The following is a 21,471-nucleotide window of genomic DNA, read 5'->3' on the forward strand; positions in this document are numbered from 1 at the left end:
CTGGTGGTAGATCGGTATTTTTTATGTTTAGTGTCAAAATACATAACATAAGTATTGAGTTTTGTGTGGAGTTAATTATATAATGTCCTAAAATTACGACATTTTCGTTAAATGTGCGTTAATATCACAGTCAGGGGGTATTTGCATGGTGAAAGCGGAAAGGCAGGAGAGTACAGGAATTTTTGGTTGGGTAGAGAGAGTGGGGAACAAGCTTCCCAATCCGTTTCTATTGTTTATCTATCTCATTGTTGCCCTGATGATTGCTACCCTTGTACTGTCGTTCTTTAACGCGACAGCACATAACCCGATTGACGGGGAGAAGGTACAGGTCAAAAACCTGCTGAGCCGAGAGGGAATACAGTGGCTGCTGCCGAATGTGGTAAAGAACTTTGCTGATTTTAAACCGCTTGCTTCGATTTTGGCATTGGTACTCGGAATTGGTTTGGCTGAGAAAGTAGGCCTCCTGGAAGCGGTCATGCGCAAAATGGCTGTTCGGGTACCCGCCCGCTATGCCAGCTATCTTGTCATTTTCATTGCATTCTTCAGTCATGTGTCTTCAGATGCAGCGCTCGTCATCATGCCTCCACTCGGAGCATTAATTTTTCTCGCTGTAGGCAGACATCCAATTGCAGGATTGATCGCAGCCATTGCCGGAGTTGGTGCTGGTTTCACCGCAAATATGCTGATTGTGACTACGGATGTATTATTGTCAGGCATCAGTACCGAAATTGCCGCCTCGGTAGATCCAAGTGTGGGTGTTACGGTCTTGGATAACTGGTACTTCATGTCCGCCTCTGTCATTGTGTTAACACTGGTCGCAGGTTTTATGACCGACAAATTCCTGGAACCGCGACTGGGCAAATATGAAGGGGAACGTGTGTACAAGCTGGAAGCTCCAACACCAGAAGAAAACCGGGCACTGCGTGCGGCCGGCATTGCGGCCCTTATTTTTATCGCTGTTATCGCGTTTATGGTGGTGCCTTCGAATGCCATTCTTCGCAACCCGGAAACAGGCAGTGTGATGGGTTCGCCTTTCCTTGCAGGGATTGTGCCTGTCATTTTACTGTTCTTCTTCACCGTAGCGCTGACTTACGGCATTAAACTGAAAGTGATTCGGAACCAGAATGATCTGCCGAAATTGCTGATTGAACCGATCAAAACGATGGCAGGCTTCATCGTGATGGTCTTCCCGCTATCCCAGTTCGTGGCGATGTTCAACTGGAGCAACATGGGTAAGTTTCTGGCACTCACCATCACGGATCTGCTTGAAAAAACAGGTATTAACGGCATCCCGGTTGTAATCGGACTGATCTTCCTGTCCGCGTTGCTAACGATGTTTATTGCAAGTGGATCTGCGATCTGGTCCATTCTGGCTCCTGTGTTTATCCCGATGATGATGCTGCTTGGATTCCATCCGGCGTTCACTCAAGTCATTTTCCGGGTATCCGATTCGGTTGTGATTCCACTCGCCCCGGTATCGCCTTTTGTACCATTGTTCGTCGGATTTTTGCAGGAGTATCGCAAGGATGCCAAGCTCGGAACGTATTATTCCTTGATTTTGCCATATTCGATTGCATTCTTCTCCGTCTGGGTCGTCATGGTCATTCTCTGGTACGTCTTCAACCTGCCACTTGGCCCGGGAGTTCACGCCAGATTATAGAAGTTCAACAGAACTGGAAATGAAAAGAGTTGAGAGAGGGGAACCAATATGATCGACATTATCGCGCTTCGCAGAGAGCTGCATCAATATCCTGAATTGGGATTCACTGAATTTCGTACCGCAACCAAGGTTGTACAGATGTTAACGGCGTTAGGCTATCGTGTGACGTATGGAAAAGATGCCATTGATGATGCGTCCCGGCGGGGGCTGCCCAAGCCGGAAGTGCTGGAAGGCGCCTATCAGCGTGCTCTTCAGGAAGGGGCAGAACCCGCTATAGTGGAACAAATGCGCGGCGGATTTACCGCTGTTGTCGCCGAGCTGGATGGAATTCAGGAAGGGCCGACAACGGCATTTCGCTTCGACATGGATGCACTGCCCATTCGTGAAAGCGGGCAGGACAAGCACGTGCCACAGTCTGGGCAGTTCCGCTCAACCCATGAAGGCATTATGCATGCGTGTGCACACGATGGTCATACCAGTATCGGTCTTGCGCTGGCGGAACGGTTAAGCGACAGACAGTTTGCCGGGAAAGTCCGGCTGTTGTTCCAGCCTGCAGAAGAGGGAGTGCGCGGTGCGTACGCCATGGTGGAAAAAGGCATGCTGGATCAGGTGGATCGCCTGTTCTGCATGCATCTCGGCACTGATGTGCCGTCCGGCCATGTTAAAGGGGCCTCTGCCGGTTTCCTGGCAACGACGAAGCTGGAAGCGCACTTTACCGGGGTATCCTCTCATGCGGGAGCTTCGCCTGAAGAAGGGCGGAATGCACTTCTTGGCGCGGCCACAGCTATGCTTAACATTCATGCCTTGCCAAGATTCAGTACAGCCGATACACGAATCAATGTGGGCATTTTGGAAGGAGGAACTGGCGCGAACATCATTGCCGAACACGCTCGCATGGTGATTGAGACGCGTTCCACGAAGGAAGAAACGAATCTTGAACTGGAGCGGCGTGTGCGTCAGATTCTGGAGCATAGTGCAGCCATGCATGAGTTAAGTGTTACCGTTGAGATTGTAGGTGGAGCTATTCCGATAAGGTGCGATATGGAACTAGCCGAGCTTGCCGTGAAGAAGGCAGAAGGGATATCCGGAATAAGACATGCTGAAGCGATCTCGGATGGCGCTGCCCTGGGAAGCGAGGATGCCAGCTATATGATCAAACGCGTACAGGAACAGGGTGGACTTGCGACGTATATGATTGTGGGCAGCGATCTGCCTGCACCCCATCACCATCCTGAATTTGATATCGATGAATCAGTTCTCGCTTCGGCGGTGGAATGGCTGGAGCGATTGGCTCGCAACGTTTAAGCAGCAGAGATGGTGCATTGGCACAGGCGGCAAAAAAGGACATGAGAGCGTGATGCTCTCATGTCCTTTTGAAATTTCATGGACTCGGTAGCCCAGCTGGTAGAACAGCTGCCTGCTGCGTCCCTGACTTATTTTTTCTCGAAGAAGCTAAGTGTCCCCGTGCTCTCATCCGCACTGACAAATACACTGCGGCCGTTAACCCGATGGATTCCTTCCGGTGACTCTCCAGCTGTCGGAATCAGGCCAAGGTAGGCCGGATTCGACGGGTCGGCCAGATCAAAGAACAAAATGGCATCAGCCCGTTCAGAGGCTACGGCAGCATAAGTTGTCCCGTCTACAGTGGATACTGTTAGATTTTCAACTTCACTACCTTTGTTGGGACTACGATCATCCGGGTATAAACCAACCTTCGCGGTTGCTTCATCGATCAGGTTCTTGCTGTCATATACCCGCTTGCCCTGCAAATCCCAGACGGCGATGTTGCGTCCGCCTGCTTTGACACCATCGTCAAACTCATCTTTGCCCAAGTCGCCTTCATTGGCAGTCAGCAGGTATTTGCCATCTGCAGAGAACGCAATACCGTCTGGCTCATAGCGGGCTGTCAGGCTCTCGGTAAACTGAACGACACCGTCATCGTTCAGATCGGCTTGGTGTGAGGTAGTACCGAGCGAGAAGATCGAGCTGATCTGTTTCGTTTGCAGGTCGATGATGGCGATGACGTTGTTCTCCTGCAATGTAACCGCTGCGGTTTTGCTGTCCGGGCTGATGGCAACATACTCTGGCTGCGGATCGTGCGGATAGCTTGCACCGCTCACATCTTCCAGAGACACAGGCAGGTTGGTTACCTCTCCTTCAAGGACGTTTCCGCCCGCAAACGATACAATCATGATGCTGCCTGGACGTTTTGCATTAGGGTAATCGATTTCGTCCGCAGCTTTGTTAAGTTCCTCATCTTCAATCGCAATCACGGCGTGTAATCCATCTGGGGACAATGCAATGGAGTCTGGCCCGATGCCAAGCTCATAAGTCTTCACGGTTTTGTAAGTTGCAAGATCAACAATGGCCAGTAGTCCCTTGTTCGCCTCGGTATCTGTATCGCCGGTACGAATAACAGCGAGGCCATATTTTCCGTCCTTGGATACGGTTACACTAGTTACCTCTGCTTTGTCTGAGAGATCATGGAAGCTTACGGTTTTTAGAACGTTCACCTTGTTCAGATCAGCAATATCCAGGATGGAAATGCTGCCATTGTCTGCTTCAGTTACGAGGAGGCGCTGACCGTCCGGGGTAGAGGCAGCGATTTCGGCTTTGCCACTTGGCATCTGGAAGGCCGCTGTCTGTTCAAATCCCGTTTTATTTTGGCTCAGGATCGCTTGATCCGTGATCAGTTTCAACGTTTGTGGGGAAACGTATGTCGTTCCTTTCGTAACATAGCTTTTGCTGTCCAGCTGCGTTTGCACACCGTTAATGGTAGCTATAGCTGTTCCGACTGGGAGCTGCACTCGGACTTCACCCAACTGGATGTCGGCACTGCGACTGCTGCTATCCCATGTGATTGTTCCCTGCATATTTTGGATGGCTGTTCGTAGTACGACATGATTATTAGCAGATTCGGATGCGCTGGCTGCATGAACCATCGATGCATAGTTGGTTGCACCTGCGCCAAGTATAGCTGTGATGGACAAAACGGCGAGCCATTGATTTCTCTTTTTCACAGTTTCAGATCCCCTTTACCGTTTCATGGTTGATCGTATGTATAATTGTTTTAGTATAGGGGTGAATTGTTAAGCCGAAGTTAGCGAACTAAAGTATTTGTGTAAAAATATTGAGTATTTACATCCAAGTGAAAAAGCCTACTGGCAGAGCAGTGCTCTGTCCAATAGGCTTTACTTGGTACATGGAAATCATGTGGAAATGTATTGACTTAGAACCAGCGGCTCAGGTCTGGATATCCGGTCGTTGCCCAAGCTCCATCCACGATGAGGCTGGAACCAGACACATAGCCTGCGTCGTCGCTTGCGAGGAACAGGGCAGGTCCCGTCATTTCTTCCGGCTGAGCAGCACGTTTCATCGGAATCCGCTCCATGTAGGCTTCTTTGATATCTGCATTGGAGAGCAGTTCTGCAGTTAATGGCGTATCGATGAGGCCTGGTAGAATGGCATTCACACGAATGCCGTTACGCGCCATTTCGAGTGCTCCATTCTTGGTAAGCATCTCGACGCCAGCTTTGGCAGAAGCATAGGCCGATCCGGCATACATAGGCACATGAGAGTTGAGGGAAGCCACGTTTACGATGGCTCCGCCACCATGTTTAGCCATCTCAAGGGCTTCATGTTTCATGCTCAGGAAGACGCCTTTCATGCACAGATCCACAGTGAAGTCCCAATCTTTTTCCGAGAGTTCCGTAATGACGCCTGCACGGGAGGCACCTGCCACATTAAAGGCCAGATCGAGTTTGCCAAATTGTTTGACAGCGGCACTCACCATTTCTTCAATATCGTTTTCAACGGTCACGTTGGCTTTCACGCCGAAGAACCGTTCACCAAGTTCCCCCTGGATGGCGTCCAGACGTTCTGTATTCAGATCGGCGGCAAGGACGGAAGCTCCCTCTTGGACAAGGCGTCTCGCAATGGCATATCCGATACCGGATGCCGCACCAGTAACAATCGCAACTTTACCTGCAAATCGATTCTCAAATGTATTCATATGTAGCACTCCTCTGTTGGTTAAAATAAATGATTTCGCTTACATTCATCTTCAATCCAAGTATACTTAATTTTATGATTCATGTATATTTAACAAAAATGCACTTAACTTAAATTAAATTAATGTAGGGTTGGGAGTTAAACGATGAACCTGGAACAAATGGTGTATGTACTCGAAGTTGAAAAGACCAAATCCATTACCGTTGCTGCTGCAACATTGTCGGTTACGCAGTCCACCATCAGTCAGGCGATCACGCGTCTGGAGCATGAGCTGGGCATGCCATTGTTCAGCCGATCCCGTAACGGTGCATATGTATTGGAACAGGCCAAGCCTATTTTGGACAAAATGAAATCGGTTGTGGATACGGTCCAAAACATCAAGGAGGATGCCCAGTATATTGGGGAATCGATCCATGGAGAACTCCGATTGTCAGCCATACCTGGAGGAATTCCGGGCATCATACCTACCATTGCGAGTATGAAGAAGCGATATCCGGATCTGAAATTTGAGCTGTCCGAGGGTGCTGCCCGCAACATTACAAGAGATGTACGCAACAAGCAGGTCGATCTCGGTCTAATCGCTCTGTATACAGATGATATGGAGCAGCATCTGGAAGGATTGCGCTTTGTTCCAATTGATGAAGGGGTGATGCGTGCCTGTGTGAATCATACCAATCGCTTGGCAGGCAAGAAGTCGATCACCATGCATGAATTGAAAAATGAGACACTGGTGTTATTTAATGACGAATTGGTCGATTTGTTTGTAGGGGAGCTTTCACAGGTGGTGGGAGAGGTGAATGTATTGTTCCGAACGAACAATTCCGAAGTGGTCAATGCCGCCCTTGCCCAGCTGGATGCGGTGACGATTGGTCATGAATATTCATTCACACATGACAGAAGTGTCCTGCATCACGACTTCTCCATCCTGGAAATTGAAGGTGTTCAGCGTGCGATTTCCATTGGATGGGTTATGCGTGAGAGCAAATCCTCCAATCTCATCGTCAAGCGGTTTCTGGATCGTTTCCAGTATGAAGGATAGCATTTCTATTCATGGGGGTGGTCGAAGAGAGGGAATTACGTTAAAATTAATTGAGAATGATTATCAACCTTTTCTTTTTTTCGATACAATGAGTCAGAACCAAGTTAGGCGAGGTGAACCCCCATGGCATCGGATGCGTTAGCCGAAGTATATCAGCATTATTTAACCAAGGATCCATACAGCCAGCTGGATGAGCATACTTATCTGCTCTCCACCAAGGCAGGCTGCGGTAATATCAAAAGAGTGACGACTTACAGCGGCATTGAAATCCTATACTCCCAGGTTGAATATCATCAACCATATCCTACATATTTTGCTTCCGACACACCCATCGTGGAGCTGCAATTTGCCTTATCGGGCCAGCGGCATGTCGATATTTCCGGTCAGGATTATTCGTTAGCAATTGGTCAGGGTGCGCTTATCTTTATGCATGATTTTGAAGCCTGGTTTCACCCTCCAGCAAGGGAGCCTTATACATCTTTTTCGCTGGGGATTCCGGTATCCCTGTTCAATTATGCGGCAGCACAGCTGGGCAGTTTCAAGCCGATCCAATTTGATCAGGTACTGGGCCCCAAAGTGTTCAAACCGATTGTGTTTGAGCTGGACAACAGAATACGTACAATGATTGACAGTTTGATTGTGGAGTTGAACAACCAGCACCGATCCTCATTAATCATGGAAGCGAACGCGCTGGAAATACTTAATCGATTCATGATCCAGCTGTTTGAGCTCACACCGATCCCAGCAGGCTTCTCCAGAGATGACCTACGTAAATTGCACATGGCCAGAGAGATTATGGAGGCCTGCATGGTAGATCCGCCTTCCTTGCTGGCATTGTCCAGACAGGTGGGTTTGAATGATTTCAAATTAAAAAAAGGATTTAAGGCCGTTTTCGGAAGTACCGTATTCGAATATGTGCGTCAGATCCGTCTGGATAGTGCCATGAAATTGCTGCATAACCAAGGGAATAATGTGACTGAAGCGGCCATGAGCGTTGGATACAGCAATATCAGTGCGTTTTCGCAGCAGTTCTATCGCAAGTTCGGTGTGAAGCCTTCGGAGATCAAGAAAATCTATTAATAATCCGTTCTGCGGTGAAATGTTCCGCCCTGAGGCAGTCGGGATCAATTAAGCCCTGTATACTCCAGGTACAGTGAGCAATTGTACTGAAATACAGAGGAGTGTATGGGCATGAACAGAGTCAGAGGAAGTATCTTTTTTAGTGTTTTTGCAGCCATGCTGGGTTTGATGCTGATTGCTCCCATTATGCCGCCACTTATTCGTGAGCTGGGGATGAAGGAGAGTCATTCGGGTCTTATCATTTCACTTGGTTCAATCGCCATGGCAGTTATGGGCCCTGTATGGGGCAGATTCAGTGATGTTCGAGGGAGAAAACCAATCATTTTGATTGGATTCATAGGGATGTCTGTAAGCTGTGCTTTGTTTGCTCTTGCCTTATATGGCGGGTTGAATGCATGGATTGGAGGAGGAATTCTGCTCACCTTGCTGATTGTGACACGCAGCCTGATTGGAATGTTCATTCCGGCCGTTTTGTCTTCTTCCCAAGCGTATATGGGTGATGTTACCGAAGGGGAGGATCGGGGAAGCGGGATGGCTATCATTAGTGCTGCCAATGGACTCGGATTGGTGTTCGGGCCAGCAATCGCTGGTGCCTTTACGATTATTGGTCTGCTCTGGCCTCTTTACTTTGGCATCGTTATTGCGATCATTGCTTTTATCGTTGCTTTGGTGCTAATTCCAGCTGCCAAGCCGGTTTTACAAGCCCGACCACCCAAGGTCAACCCGTTCCAGCGCGGCTTACGCACTTACTTGGCAGCAGGGCTGGTTACCATGATCGCGATTATGACGATACAGGTTGTTGGCGGGTTTTATTTTCAGGATCAACTTGCACTAACCTCTGGAGATACAGCTCGAATGGTTTCGTTTGGCCTGATGTTCTCGGGGGCAGCCATGCTGCTCGTACAGGTGATCCAGATGAAATGGCTGAAGTGGCAGCCGCGGCCGATGATTCTGCTCGGTTCTCTTTTTCTGCTTGGAAGCATGGTCATGTTTCTATTTTCCAAGCAGCTGCTCGTGTATTATGGTTCGTTTTTCCTGTTTGGCATGGGATCCGGATTCATGATGCCGGGATTCATGGCTGGTGCATCACTTGCCGTAAGCAAGGAGCAGCAGGGAGGCGCCGCTGGGCTCGTAGCAGCCGTGCAGGGCATATCCGCCGTTGTTACACCAATACTTACAACAACCCTATATCAGGTGGATCGACATATACCATTTATGCTAGTGGTCATACTCGTCGTGGTTATGGGTGTGATCATGATTGGAATGAAAGGCACTCAGTCTCGTTCTGTCACAGGTTAGACAGGTTCGTCATTCTCTGGAATGAGTCCGAAAAAGCAAGAAGGTCAAAAAAGGTCAAATTAAAAGAAAAAAGGATCTATTTTCAGGTAGCGGTTCATATTGAAGAAAAATCATTTTTTTTCGGCTCTTACGTATTTTGAGCATCATCCACGTGAGGATTATAATAATCCATGTAAGCAACAACAAACCAATCACATATAAGGAGATGATGTTCATGTTTGATCTGATGCCGTTTCGTAAACGAAATGAAGACCTGTTCGGACACATGCTGAAATCCTTCAATGATATGGTTGACAGCCCGTGGGTTTCTCCCTTTGGAACCAGCAGCCAGCCATTCCGGACGGATATCCGTGAGGAAGATGGGAAATATCTAATTGAGGCCGATCTGCCTGGTATCGCCAAGCAGGATATCGATATTCAGGTACAGGGCAATGAACTGATGATCCGTGCGAAACGCAATGAGTTTCATGAACAGAAGGATGATTCGAATCGAATCATTCGGCAGGAGCGCAGATCGGGTGAATTCCTCCGGCGTTTCTATGTGGAACACATTGATGAGGAGAACATTAAGGCCCGATTGGAAGATGGCGTGCTGAAGCTTGAAATTCCGAAACGTTCAGGAGACGATCATACCCATAGACGTATTCAGATCGATTAATGATTTTACATGTTGTAGCTTGTATTCATAAAAGGTATCCCTCAAGGCAGACAGCATGGAGAAACATCCGTCAAGATGTTCCTCCATGTGATCCCTTGGGGGATTTTTTCTATGCCGAAGTTCTTATTATCACTCTGCCGCAGCCAGCATGAGCTTATAAATTTGGCGGGTCGTGTTGACGTTCCTGACCGTCATATATTTGTAGACAGAGGAGCCGACAAGCTTGTTCATCCCGCTGCGTCCGGCATCTTCTCTGCTTACCGAATACAAGATGGCTCCGGTAACGTATATCAATGTGCCAACTTCCGGTTTGAGGGGCAGCTTGTCCAACACCGAGACGTCATTGACTTCATCCCACAGAAACATCACGTCGCTCTTCGCCTGCTCATCATTCGTCCATTCCTCCGGCAGCGCCTGAAGCACGGTCTGCATTTCTTCCATATTGCGTACCACGACACGGATCTCCAAGCCGAACTCAGCAGTAATGGCCTGCTCCAGTATCTTGGATATCTCGGCGTTAGGGTGAATACGTTCCAGATGATCGGCGAAGATAATGTTGCCCGTATTAATGTAAGTTACGACATCCTGCATGCCTGCTAGTTCAAATGTTTCTTTCAGCTGCTTCATATTGATCTTATTGTTCCCGCCTACATTAATCCCCCGCAGCAAAGCAACATAAATCATGATCTTCCCCCTTGTTCACCACAGATAAATTCTGTATGCATGCAAATTCCAATACAGGTCCTAATTCGTTAGTGAAGCCATCTTCAATCTTGCTTATTCTCATTCCGATGACTTAACGAAGTGATAAATATTCAACTAGATGTACGGTGTACTCTGCACCGAGCAGATCAACCAATAAAGGTTCTATGTGCTCCAAATATTCAGGCTTGGTTTCATAGGTCTCTTCATCCTTCACTTCTCCGCCGTAAGTGCGTGCCGCTTCAATCAGGATGGCGAGTGCAGCGAACAGGTCGGACAATGAATTCGCAATACGCTGGGGCTCTCCGCCTTCAAAGGCAGCATACACAGGTGAGTTGGCCGCGCTTGTATCCACAATCAATGGATCATCATTAAAGTTGGCAATAACGACATGATTTGCTGTCCATGAGGGCGATTCCACATATGGCTCATTCAAGCCGATCCACCGGTAACCCTGCTGCTGGCGATGCAGATGTTCGGGGGCTACAAAAGATAACAGGGCCGCATCGCCAATCTCCACGGCAGCATTTTTCATTTTGAGTGTCCCTTCAGCTTTTGCATCTCTCATCTCATAATGGGTGTACAAATACACAAGCTCAGGTGAGAGAGGTATCCGCTTGTCCACTTCGGGCTGGCAAGGCTGTTCACGAGGGCGCAGATCATGTTGTTTGAAAAATCCGTAAGCTTCATTGTATAGATCCTGCTGTTCAACAAACTGTTGTATGGCAGCGTCCAGTTTTTGCATGGTTTTAATACCTCCTGATGTTATGAATGTCATGCTATTACTATGTATAGGATTCAGTCACCATAGAAATTATACTATATCCAAATGGGAAAAGCTTACAACCTGTTTTGGTGGGCGTCGAGTGAATGTTCCATGACTAGGACCGAACCAGTGGCTAAACGTTTCAATGGGGAAGACAGCTTGGGTGTAACGGAGCAGAAGGGATATTAAAGCGGCCTACTTAAGACCCAATTTGGTATGAAATCCAGAAAAAGATGATTGAATACGTTTACATCAAATAGTCAACATGCTATACTTTTTTTCAAATAAGGATTGTTACTGTTTCGGCAGGCAAAACCTGAACATTAATATGCGTGGCTTCTGTCCATGGCGTATTCATGTTTGGGTTTTTTTGCATTCTACGGTCCATATTAAGGAATAGGAAAGCGCGCGCTGGTCATTCCCACACACATCATGCTAAGCGAAAGAAAGGGGAACATCATGAATAAGAGAAAATGGCTGAATGTATTCGCTGCAGGTTTTATCAGTAGTATTCTGGTGATTAGTGGATGCGCATCCAAAACACCTCAAGCTGCAAATGAGACACCGAACCAGGCGGCAGAACAGGAAGAAAGCAATAATCAGGACACGGCAAAGGGTGAAACGACGAAAGGTAGGACCGTTATTACGACAGATGGTGAAGTCGATGATATGAACTCGGTCATCCGCTTTTTGCTGTATTCCAATGAAATGGATTTAGCTGGCATAGTGCTAACTAGTTCGGTATATCACTACGGAGGGGATAAGGAAGCGGGAATTGAACCATTCCGCTGGACAGGTACACAGTGGGTATACGACATGATCGATGCTTATGGTGAGATTTATCCGAACTTGTCCAAACACGCGGACGGTTATCCGGAACCCGAGCAGCTTCGTGCCATGACGAAAATCGGGAATATCTCAGACAAAGGGGAGATGGAGAAGGAAACGGAAGGCTCCGAATTTCTTCAGACCCTGTTCCTTGACGATGATCCCCGTGATCTGATTGTTCAAACCTGGGGCGGAACCAATACAACGGCAAGAGCGCTCAAATCCATTGAAGAACAGTACAAAGGTACGGCAGACTGGGAAACCATTCGCAAAAAGGTCAGTGATAAACTGGTACTGTACATCATCCTCGATCAGGATGACAGTTATAACGAATATATTGCGAAGAATTGGCCGGATATCCGCATTCTGAATGACCAGTCGAATTTCTGGCATTTCGCTTATGCCTGGAAGATGCATGCCGAAGAGGTAAACAGCAAGCTGCATGGTGACTGGATGATCAAAAACATTCTGGATGGACATGGCAAGCTGCTGGATATGTATGCTTCCATGGGTGACGGTAAAATGATTGAAGGCGAGCTGGATGAAGAACAACGCGGAAGTGACGCTTATCTTCAAAACAATCCGCAATATGATAAGTACGACTTTATCTCCGAGGGGGACTCGCCTTCGTTCTTCTATCTGATCGATAACGGACTTCGCAGTATGGAAGACCCTTCCTACGGTGGTTGGGGCGGGCGTTTCGGCGCTGTGAATGACAAGCTGTTCAGAAACAATGTGCTCGATTATGATCCGTATACGAAACGTTATGAGGCCGAGTATTCCCTGATGAGATGGTTTGACGATATTCAGGACGATTTTGCCGCTCGTGCGGATTGGGCAGTTGCAGATACCTTTGAAGGGGCCAATCATAACCCAATCTTGACCATTAAGGAAGGACTTGATCTGTCCGTTAGTCCGGGTGAACGTGTGAGTCTGAATGCCGAAGCGAAGGACCCGGATGGCGATCAATTGACCTATAAATGGTGGAGATATTTTGAAGCAGACACGTATGAGGATGCCAAAGTAGAGCAGAACCAAGTGCAGAAGGAAGTTGTAGGAGATCTGCTGCTTGGATTGCATCGGGAGCTTGCGAAGGATGAACAGGTAGATACAATCAAACTGGAAGGCAGTGACACGAGCACGGTGACATTTACCGTCCCTGAGGATGCCAAATCCGGAGACACGATTCATATCGTGGCCGAGGTACAGGATGATGGCGAGCATCAGCTGAAGCATTATCAACGTGTCATTTTGACTGTAAAATAACGAAGACGCAACCTGAGTCAAAAGAACATCACAAAGAGGAGCGGTCTCCACAGTATAAACATGGAGATGCGCTCCTCTTTGCTTGCAAGACAAACCGAATTCACTAGCGGCGTATGCCTGTCCAGAACACATTCCAGGCAATGGCGAGTGCATGTTCATAAGATTGTCTGGTTTCATATACGAGCTGTACATCCAGTCCATCCAATAGCGTGACATAAGCTACCGTAGCTTCCTCGGGGTTCAGACGGATGTCCTCATGTTTGGCAAACACGGCGGCGAGCTCGGCTTTGAGCGTGCCGAGATATGTTCGATACTGCGCGAGGACAAAATCATGCACCTCAAGCGGAGTAATAAAGGACAGAATGTACATAAAAGCCACATTCGGATGTGTCAGGAATCTGTTTTTATGGTCAAGCAAAAAGTTGTACAATTGCTGCTCCAAGGGCAGTTCATTCGCTTCCAGGAAGAAATCTTTGACGAATTGTTGTTCCTCCTGAACCACTTCCTCATAGAGTTCAAGCAGCAGCGCCTTTTTGGTCGGATAATGGTAAGCAAGGGATTGCTTGCGAATGCCGGCCTCTTCGGCGATCTGCGCCATCTTGGTTCCCTCGTAACCCAGACGATTGAAATGCTGGATGGCAATGTCCTTGATACGTTGTTTACTCAATGTCTACCTCCAATGAATAATCTTCAGCTCTCCGTTGTTTCCGGGAGTATACCAGATATAACAGGATATATACCACAAAAATGCCTATGGCAATATCATACACCACTGTATAGGAAAATGCTGAAGCAATCATACCAAGCAGCAGTGAACCGCCGCCAATACCCAAGTCGAAGAAATTGAAGAAGGAAGCCATGGCATTCTCATGTTCATGCTCGTCCACCAGATTGACGCACCAGGTCTGAATTGCTGGGAAAATGGCACCGAATCCGAATCCATACAAGGCACCGGCAATGAGGAAGTGCATGTCATTCTGAGCGATGGTCAGTACGAACAGTCCCGCGATCGCAAATACGGCAGATGGCAGCAATACGGACCCCGGGCCCAATCGATCGAACATTCTCCCCGAGAACAATCGGACCACGAAACTCGCAATAGCTACGATGAAGAAAAACCAGGCTACATTGTCGAATCCTCTCTCTGCCGCAAACAAGGCTACAAAAGACATGATCGAACCGGCAGCCACACCGACTAACATAATCAGTAGAGAAGGAAAGAGTACCTTTCTTTCGATTAGCTTCACCTTAGGTGTATGGGAACCCGCTGGGTCTGCGCCTGATGCTGCTTTTGGTTTTCTCGATACAAATATCGCCATGATCAGAGCGAGAAGTAGGATGCACATCCCACCCATGAACAGACTTTGATAATTGTATTTGTACAGAAGACTGGTTCCGATCAATGGGCCAATGGAAATGGCCACGGTCTCTCCTACACCGAAATACCCCATACCTTCACCTCTGCGATCCTTGGGTATGTTTTCTGTAGCAATCGTTGCAAAATATGTCGTTGCCAGACCAAAACCAAACCCGTGGATAACCCGTAATATTAAAATCATCCAAATACCTGACGATAGGTAGTATGAGCCAGTAGTTAATGCACATATGATTATACCGATGAGCAAGAGAAACTTTTTGTCCATCTTTGATGCAAGTACCGACGTGAAAGGGCGAACCAGGATGGCTGAAAACATGAAGATACCTGTCACCAGACCAATCTGCGAAGCATCGCCGCCAAGGGTTGAAACGAATAGAGGTAAGGTTGGTAACAGCATTTCAAAGGCCATAAACAATAAAGCGTTAGCCAGCATGATAAAAATAAAAGATCTTCCCCACAATTTCTGAGGTGTATTTGCAATTCCAAGGGTAGTCATCCATCTTCCTCCACTTTTTTATCTTTGCCGCGCGACATGTTGAACTGATATTACCTGACGATGGTCAGATTGTAAAGAGTTTTATAATTTGCAGAAATGTGAATCTAGTTCACGATTTCATCAAGTGAATTAATATTTTTAATTCATATTCCAACATTTTCCGATATAATAGCCACATATGAAGTGAATGGAAAATTCTTCAGAGAGGTGAGTGTGATGACGGTTGACGTCCTTGTACGTAACAATGTAAAGGTGCTTGGTACAGGTAGCAGAACGATCGTGTTTGCGCATGGGTTTGGATGTGATCAGGACATGTGGCGCTACATCGTTCCGGGATTTAGTGAGAATTATCAAATTGTTTTGTTCGATTATGTAGGCTCAGGGCAATCTCAGATCAATTATTACGATGCGTATAAATACAGTGATTTGCGAGGATATGCTACGGATGTTCTGGAGATTATGGAAGCGCTCGAATTGAGAGATACCATATTCGTTGGGCATTCTGTCAGCAGCATGATTGGCATGTTGGCATCGATTCAAGCCCCCCAATATTTTAATAGCATCGTGATGCTGGGGCCTTCTCCGCGATATGTGAACGACCTGCCGAATTATTATGGGGGCTTCGATCGCCGTGACATTGATGAGCTGCTTGAGATGATGCAGTTGAATTTCATAGGCTGGGCAAGTTATTTGGCACCGATCGTGATGCAGAATGCGGAACGGAAGGAGCTCACGGAAGAGCTGGAGAAGAGCTTTTGCTCCAGAGATCCGCATATTGCAAGGCAATTTGCCGAGGTGACGTTTTTGTCCGACTGCCGTGAGGAATTGGATCAGGCATCTGTACCTACGCTGATTCTTCAATGCTCCGATGATAGCATTGCCCCGGTTGAAGTAGGCGATTATCTGCATGCCCATTTGAAGAACAGCATGCTGCAGCAGATGACAGCCAAAGGACATTACCCTCACTTAAGTCAACCGGAAGAAACCATTCGATTGATTAAGAATTATCTGACGAGCGCGTAAAACTCAGAAGAAAGGCTGTTATTGATGGATGCACAATTAGATCTCGCTCCATGCGGGTACTTCTCGATTTCTGACTCGGGAGTCATACAATCAGTCAATCAAACACTGCTGACGATGCTGGGTTATGAACGCAGCGAGCTAATGGGACGGCATATTGAGTCCACCATGTCGGTCACCAACAAGCTTTTCTTTCACACGTATTTCTATCCGTACATTCAGCTGTATGGCCGTGTGGACGAGATGTACTTTACGTTTCGCACCAGTGATCAGCAGGATGTTCCGGTTCTGCTTAATGGGATTCGCCAGACTCGTGACGGGGAAAGCGTCGTGGACTGTGTTGTTGTGATCATGCGGAAACGAATCGAACATGAGAAAGATATTTTAAACACGAAGACGAAGCTACAGGAGCTCTATCAAGCCACACATGAAGCAAACAAGGAGCTTGAACGGCTGCACGAGGAATATGAAGTGAAACAGCAGGCACTGATTAAAGTGAATGACCAGCTGGAGACGATGGCTTCTACCGATCTGCTCACCGGACTCAAAAACCGCAGATTCTTTCAGCTAAAAATGCTTGAAAGCCTGGAAAACTTCCGTACAACCCGGCGCGAGTTCTCGCTGCTGGTCGTTGATATTGATCATTTCAAAAGCATTAACGACACGTACGGACATCCGGTAGGGGATCTCGTACTTGGCAATCTGGCAGGTCTACTGCAGTCGGTGTCCAGAAGTTCGGACGTTGTGGCACGTTATGGCGGGGAAGAATTCGTGATTATCCTGGCGGATTGTGATACCGAACAAGCACTGATTACAGCCGAACGGTACCGTTCGCAGGTGGCTTCAGCCGATTGGGGAGCCTACAATATCACGGTGAGTATTGGTGCAGCAACGGTTGCAGATGAGGATACGGATCAGTCCTTGTTCCAAAAGGCGGATTTGGCGCTGTATGCCTCCAAAACCGGAGGGCGTAATCGGGTGACCCATGCAGCAGGTTTAATCAATAGCTAGTGTCTGTTTTTAACGATGATGCAGTAATAGCAGAAAATAACCGGATCAGATGAAGGGATATCCCTTCATCTGATCCGGTTTTTGATTTTCTATTATTCTCTTAGTCTCCGCTGTTATCTGGGTGCAAGGTAGCCATAACCTTCTGCTGGTGAACCGGGCTGGAGATTGAAGTCTTCACTGGTTTCATTCATGAATGCCGGGTTTGCATAGCGTGAGTGTGTGTCATTGCCGGAGTTCATGTAAGTTGAAAAACCGGAATACCCTTTATCTTTCCAAACCCACAGGGCATCTTCCTCTGCAACCGGGGTGTAGTACACATTTTCATCAATCAGATTCCCGGAATTGCTGCTGTATTCATTGTAGATGAGCACACCGGAGCTGCCTGACACGACAATGTTGCGTTTAAACGTGTTGTTCTTCGTCATGGCTTGCACGAACAGCTGTCCATTACCTGCGCCCAAGGTGTCATTCTGAAACAGGGTGTTGTACATAACCGTGCTATCTTCAGTAGACCCGCGTTCCTCGTCATATCCTCCCATCGCAATGCCCGTCAGCCTGTTGTGATAGATCAGGTTATCCTGAACCGTAATATGGCTTGTGGAACGCCCGGCATGTTCGGATGCGATTTCGATGCCGATATCGTTGCGGTATACCCGGTTCTGGTCAATCATATGATCTGTACCTCCATCGACATAGATGCCCCCGGCCAAATGGCTGTCATTAGGAAGGGTGGTGCCATAGGAAGGATTGTAATTGGACGTAATATCGTATACTTCGTTACCTCTTACAATACCATTGCGGGCCCGATCATAGTTGTCATCTGCTGAAATCCCTTCATACCCAATCAGATCGATGCCGATGTTATCCGTATCATGGATGGTGTTGTCCAGTATGGAAAAAGTGTCTACATTTCCGTTAACAGCGAGTGACTCGCTTGAACCTAAGACCAGATCATATAATTCATTATCCTGGATAAGAATGTTCTGCAACGCTGCGGGGTGTTCGGTACCATACACAGCAATGCCGTGAGCATCTCTTCCTGTTAAATCGGGTCCTTTCGGCTGAACATCGTTGGCGATTGCGTGTACGGTATTGCCTCGAATTTGGATGTATTCACCTGCTCCATGTACATAAATCCCGGTGGGTACCTGGTCAGCATGTGTTGTGGTGAAGTTGCGAATCTCAAAATTCTGAATCGTGATGAAGCTGGCATTCTCCACTTCAATCAAGCCTTCAAGTCCATGTACAGACAGGCCTTTTCCGTCAATAATGGCTTTCTCATTGGGATAGCTGGAAAAGGTGGTAGGCTTAGTGGAGGAAAGGCCACTCCGGGTGATTTTGACTTTCTGCTGGTACACGCCCTCTCGCAAATAGACCGTACTCCCTGGCGTGGCATGATCAGAAGCATGCTGCATTGTTTTCCAAGGGGATTGAATGGAGCCGTTATTTCCATCGTCACCTTCAGGTGATATGTAATAGACTTCCTGATGGTCGGAACCGTTAGTCGGAACAGGATTTGAGATAGTTGAAGCCTCACCCTGGCAACCCGCTGCCAGCAGCGTGAGAGCCAGAAAACCAATTTTGAATAAACGAAGCAAAGTATTTCCTCCTTAAGAATAGCTGTGAAGTTTTGATTATAGCAGATTTGAATGGTGAAATATGCCATGTTATGCTGATAGAAAGGTAGAATGTGAGTGGGGAATATCCGATCGTTTTTGCTCATTCTGGAAATCTGGGGCACGAGGATTGCATACATGTGGCCGATTCTTTGCTTGAACTGTGCAGAGGGACGGAAGAGATTGAATGATGAGTAAGACTTGGCGCGAGTAGGCTGGATCTGGAAAGTAAGATTGGTGAAGTGTTGGAGGATATGGTGGACGAAAATGGATAAAAAAAGCTGGGTATGAATGATGAATGCATACCCTGGAAGGAGTAATGATATGCAAACATTATCTGCAGATGAACTATTGGATCGGGACAATCACGCCTGGGACGAGCTTAAGGAATTATTGGATAACGGGCAAAATAAATATGAGTATGTTTCTGCACGGCCAGAGGATGGAGCAGATACGCTCTATCGTCTTCAGGTGAGCACCAAATCCTATCTGGGAGTTGTTGCTTACGAGACGGAAGGAATGGTGATTGATCACGGGTGGATCACGCTGCTGGGTGCAGGCGGTGAGAGCGTATTTGGAAGTCTGACCAGCTGGAACGGTCTGAGCGACAAGCCCTGTGTACAGGCTCTGGAGGGTATAATGGTGGTTGCCTATGATGTGGCAGGAGGATTTTTTGCACTGGATACGGGCAAATTCGGTCGCACTGGAGAGATATACTATTATGCGCCGGATGCCATGGAATGGGAATCGACGGAGCTTGTTTATTCGGAATTTCTGACCTGGCTGGCAGATGGTGATTTGCAGCAGTTCTACCAGACCTTCCGCTGGAATGGATGGCAAAATGATCTTGGTCAGCTTCAGAGGGGACAAGTATTTGCCTATTACCCGCCTCTATGGACGCAAGAAGGAAGCGGGGAGAGCAGCAGCAAAGCCCCTGTAACGGTGGAGGAAGCCTGGAAGGCAGCGCTGGAAGGCAATTAATACGGAACTTGAATCCAGAGTTTGAAGCGATGTGAGTGACTCCGTACTAAAAGCGTATTGTAACATACAAACAGCCCGCATACTGTGCGGGCTGTTTGTGTATTCATTTTATAAAATATCATTCTAAAGTATTTCATTACTTAGCCGTACTACTCTTACGCTGTACAACTCCAGATTGAGAGGCTCTGTGATGCCACACCACGATAACAAGCGAGGCAAGACAGACGAAGAGCAGACATCCATAAACAACGTGATAGGCCTTCTCTACCGAAACGCCCGGGATGCTGTGTAACAGCAGTCCGCAGACGGCCACAGACATCGAACCACCGAAGAATTGAATCAGCTGAAGCATGCCCATACCTGCTCCGATCTGCGCTTTGGGCAAAATGCGGGACGTTTCGTTATTCAGTGAAGCCATGGAGGCTGAGAGTGCAGGCGAGAAAAAGAGATAGCCTGCGGTAATGATCAGGGCGGACTGATTCAGTCCAAGCATAAACAGGGCAAGTACAGCTGCAAGCAGCACATGTCCAATCATCAGAAAGCGCATGTTGCCGTAACGGTCAATCCAGCGTCCCACGAAACGGGTGCAAAAGGCCGCGACAATGGCTCCCGGAGCAATGAGCAAACCAATCGTGAGCGATGAACGTCCGAACAGATCAGCGAGGACAAGCGGCATTAGAAACAGATTGCCCAGATTAACGACCAGTATGCAGAAGCCAATGAGAATTAAACGTGTATATCCTGGCATTCGAAATACATCCGGATTGACAAACGGAAGGCGTGCTTTGCGGATGTACCAAATATGAGCCACAAGAGACAGGACACCGATAGCAAACCAGATCCAGGACTGCTGGGTAATCGCGACCAGAAGCGTGATGGCATTAATAACCGTTAACACTGCCCCGATGATATCGAAAGGGTTGTCTGGGCTTGGTATTTCACGCGGCAGGAAATAGAGCAATACAGGCAGTGCAAGCAGGACCAGTATGGTTATTGCAAAAAGACCATTCCATCCCCAGTATTCGCTAATAAGTCCGCCGACAATGGGACCAAGCCCAAATGCCATGGCGCTACCTGAAGAGATCAGGGCAATCGCGGCTCCGCGGCGTTCCAGCGGGATGTAGCGACTGGCGATCACAAGACCGAGCCCGGCCATAACTCCTGCACCTGCGGATTGCAGAATGCGCGTCAGCAGCAGGACGGCGAAGCTATGTGCAAATAATCCGAGTAACGAAGACAAGCCCAGAATGAGCAGTCCAATCGTTAGCAGTTTGCGTACCGGGACCCGATCGGATAGCCGGCTGAAAATGACGGTCGATAAGGCGTAACCGATAGAGTAGCTGGAGATGACCCATGAACCCAGGTTAGATGTAATTTGGAGATCGTTGATAATGACGGGTAAGGATACATTAAACATGGTGGTGTTCATCACAACAATGAACAGACAGCATGTCCAGAGAGGCATTACAATTTTATCTTTCACGGTACCATTCCTGTCTATGGATTGAGTCAAAGCTATATTGAAAATCAATACATCATTTTACGCTCAATCTGCATATATGGCAATAATGTCATAAAAATTGAAGGGGTTCGCATCGGTGACAAATGAGATGAAATAGATCAAAACAAACAAAAAGATAGGTAAAGCTTGTGTTGTAGA

At 47.6% G+C, this 21,471-nt stretch carries 18 protein-coding genes; 10 read left to right on the top strand and 8 right to left on the bottom strand.

From position 1 onward, the window contains the following. Window positions 1-145: 145 nt before the first annotated feature. Window positions 146-1,660, top strand: a complete 1,515-nt coding sequence (locus MH144_RS10560; RefSeq protein ID WP_239299634.1) for an AbgT family transporter — start codon at window positions 146-148, stop codon at window positions 1,658-1,660. Between the two features lie 48 nt (window positions 1,661-1,708). Continuing rightward, entirely contained in the window at window positions 1,709-2,965 is a 1,257-nt protein-coding gene (locus MH144_RS10565) for an amidohydrolase (protein ID WP_239299636.1), read from the top strand. A 128-nt stretch (window positions 2,966-3,093) separates the two neighbouring features. On the opposite strand, the gene MH144_RS10570 is transcribed toward MH144_RS10565, so the two are convergent. Continuing rightward, the gene (locus MH144_RS10570; RefSeq protein ID WP_239299638.1) at window positions 3,094-4,680 is read right to left on the bottom strand and encodes a choice-of-anchor I domain-containing protein; all 1,587 of its coding nucleotides are present in this window, start codon (window positions 4,678-4,680) and stop codon (window positions 3,094-3,096) included. Window positions 4,681-4,889: 209 nt separating this feature from the next. Continuing rightward, a complete protein-coding gene (locus MH144_RS10575) occupies window positions 4,890-5,672 on the bottom strand; it encodes an SDR family NAD(P)-dependent oxidoreductase (RefSeq protein WP_239299640.1) in 783 nt (260 codons plus the stop codon). Between the two features lie 144 nt (window positions 5,673-5,816). Between MH144_RS10575 and MH144_RS10580 the strand changes: the two genes are divergently transcribed. From MH144_RS10580 to MH144_RS10595, 4 genes are all read left to right on the top strand, one after another. Next, window positions 5,817-6,710, top strand: a complete 894-nt coding sequence (locus MH144_RS10580) for a LysR family transcriptional regulator (RefSeq protein WP_239299642.1) — start codon at window positions 5,817-5,819, stop codon at window positions 6,708-6,710. A gap of 123 nt (window positions 6,711-6,833) precedes the next feature. Continuing rightward, window positions 6,834-7,790 carry a helix-turn-helix domain-containing protein gene (locus MH144_RS10585; protein ID WP_239299643.1) on the top strand — a complete coding sequence of 319 codons (957 nt, stop codon included), beginning with the start codon at window positions 6,834-6,836 and terminating at the stop codon, window positions 7,788-7,790. Window positions 7,791-7,901: 111 nt separating this feature from the next. Continuing rightward, the gene (locus MH144_RS10590; protein ID WP_239299644.1) at window positions 7,902-9,089 is read left to right on the top strand and encodes an MFS transporter; all 1,188 of its coding nucleotides are present in this window, start codon (window positions 7,902-7,904) and stop codon (window positions 9,087-9,089) included. Between the two features lie 214 nt (window positions 9,090-9,303). Beyond that, on the top strand, window positions 9,304-9,747 hold the full coding sequence (locus MH144_RS10595) for an Hsp20/alpha crystallin family protein (RefSeq protein ID WP_239299645.1): 444 nt from the start codon (window positions 9,304-9,306) through the stop codon (window positions 9,745-9,747). A 129-nt stretch (window positions 9,748-9,876) separates the two neighbouring features. On the opposite strand, the gene MH144_RS10600 is transcribed toward MH144_RS10595, so the two are convergent. Beyond that, window positions 9,877-10,431 (bottom strand): DUF1697 domain-containing protein, encoded by a 555-nt coding sequence (locus tag MH144_RS10600; RefSeq protein ID WP_239299646.1) that lies wholly within the window; start codon window positions 10,429-10,431, stop codon window positions 9,877-9,879. A gap of 112 nt (window positions 10,432-10,543) precedes the next feature. Further along, window positions 10,544-11,194: a hypothetical protein gene (locus tag MH144_RS10605; RefSeq protein ID WP_239299647.1), complete on the bottom strand. Its 651-nt coding sequence runs from the start codon at window positions 11,192-11,194 to the stop codon at window positions 10,544-10,546. Between the two features lie 480 nt (window positions 11,195-11,674). Between MH144_RS10605 and MH144_RS10610 the strand changes: the two genes are divergently transcribed. Beyond that, window positions 11,675-13,309: a DUF1593 domain-containing protein gene (locus MH144_RS10610; RefSeq protein ID WP_239299648.1), complete on the top strand. Its 1,635-nt coding sequence runs from the start codon at window positions 11,675-11,677 to the stop codon at window positions 13,307-13,309. A 103-nt stretch (window positions 13,310-13,412) separates the two neighbouring features. On the opposite strand, the gene MH144_RS10615 is transcribed toward MH144_RS10610, so the two are convergent. Next, the gene (locus tag MH144_RS10615) at window positions 13,413-13,976 is read right to left on the bottom strand and encodes a TetR/AcrR family transcriptional regulator (RefSeq protein ID WP_239299649.1); all 564 of its coding nucleotides are present in this window, start codon (window positions 13,974-13,976) and stop codon (window positions 13,413-13,415) included. Continuing rightward, complete coding sequence (locus tag MH144_RS10620) at window positions 13,969-15,183, bottom strand: MFS transporter (RefSeq protein WP_239299650.1); 1,215 nt, start codon at window positions 15,181-15,183, stop codon at window positions 13,969-13,971. The genes MH144_RS10615 and MH144_RS10620 overlap by 8 nt, the downstream gene beginning before the upstream one ends. Window positions 15,184-15,399: 216 nt before the next feature. On the opposite strand from MH144_RS10620, the gene MH144_RS10625 reads away from it, so the two are divergent. Both MH144_RS10625 and MH144_RS10630 read left to right on the top strand, forming a co-directional pair. Further along, entirely contained in the window at window positions 15,400-16,206 is an 807-nt protein-coding gene (locus MH144_RS10625; RefSeq protein ID WP_239299651.1) for an alpha/beta fold hydrolase, read from the top strand. Between the two features lie 24 nt (window positions 16,207-16,230). Next, a complete protein-coding gene (locus MH144_RS10630; protein ID WP_239299652.1) occupies window positions 16,231-17,214 on the top strand; it encodes a sensor domain-containing diguanylate cyclase in 984 nt (327 codons plus the stop codon). Window positions 17,215-17,327: 113 nt separating this feature from the next. Here MH144_RS10630 and MH144_RS10635 read toward each other — a convergent pair whose 3' ends face one another. Further along, window positions 17,328-18,812: a right-handed parallel beta-helix repeat-containing protein gene (locus tag MH144_RS10635; RefSeq protein WP_239299653.1), complete on the bottom strand. Its 1,485-nt coding sequence runs from the start codon at window positions 18,810-18,812 to the stop codon at window positions 17,328-17,330. 342 nt (window positions 18,813-19,154) lie between these two features. Here MH144_RS10635 and MH144_RS10640 point away from each other — a divergent pair, with 342 nt between their 5' ends. After that, window positions 19,155-19,811 (top strand): DUF2625 family protein, encoded by a 657-nt coding sequence (locus MH144_RS10640; RefSeq protein ID WP_239299654.1) that lies wholly within the window; start codon window positions 19,155-19,157, stop codon window positions 19,809-19,811. A gap of 136 nt (window positions 19,812-19,947) precedes the next feature. Here the strand turns inward: MH144_RS10640 and MH144_RS10645 are convergent, their stop codons facing one another. Further along, complete coding sequence (locus MH144_RS10645) at window positions 19,948-21,324, bottom strand: MFS transporter (protein ID WP_239299655.1); 1,377 nt, start codon at window positions 21,322-21,324, stop codon at window positions 19,948-19,950. Window positions 21,325-21,471 lie beyond the last annotated feature (147 nt).

Origin of the sequence: Paenibacillus sp. ACRRY, from assembly GCF_022346995.1 — a bacterium.
Lineage (GTDB): Bacteria > Bacillota > Bacilli > Paenibacillales > Paenibacillaceae > Paenibacillus.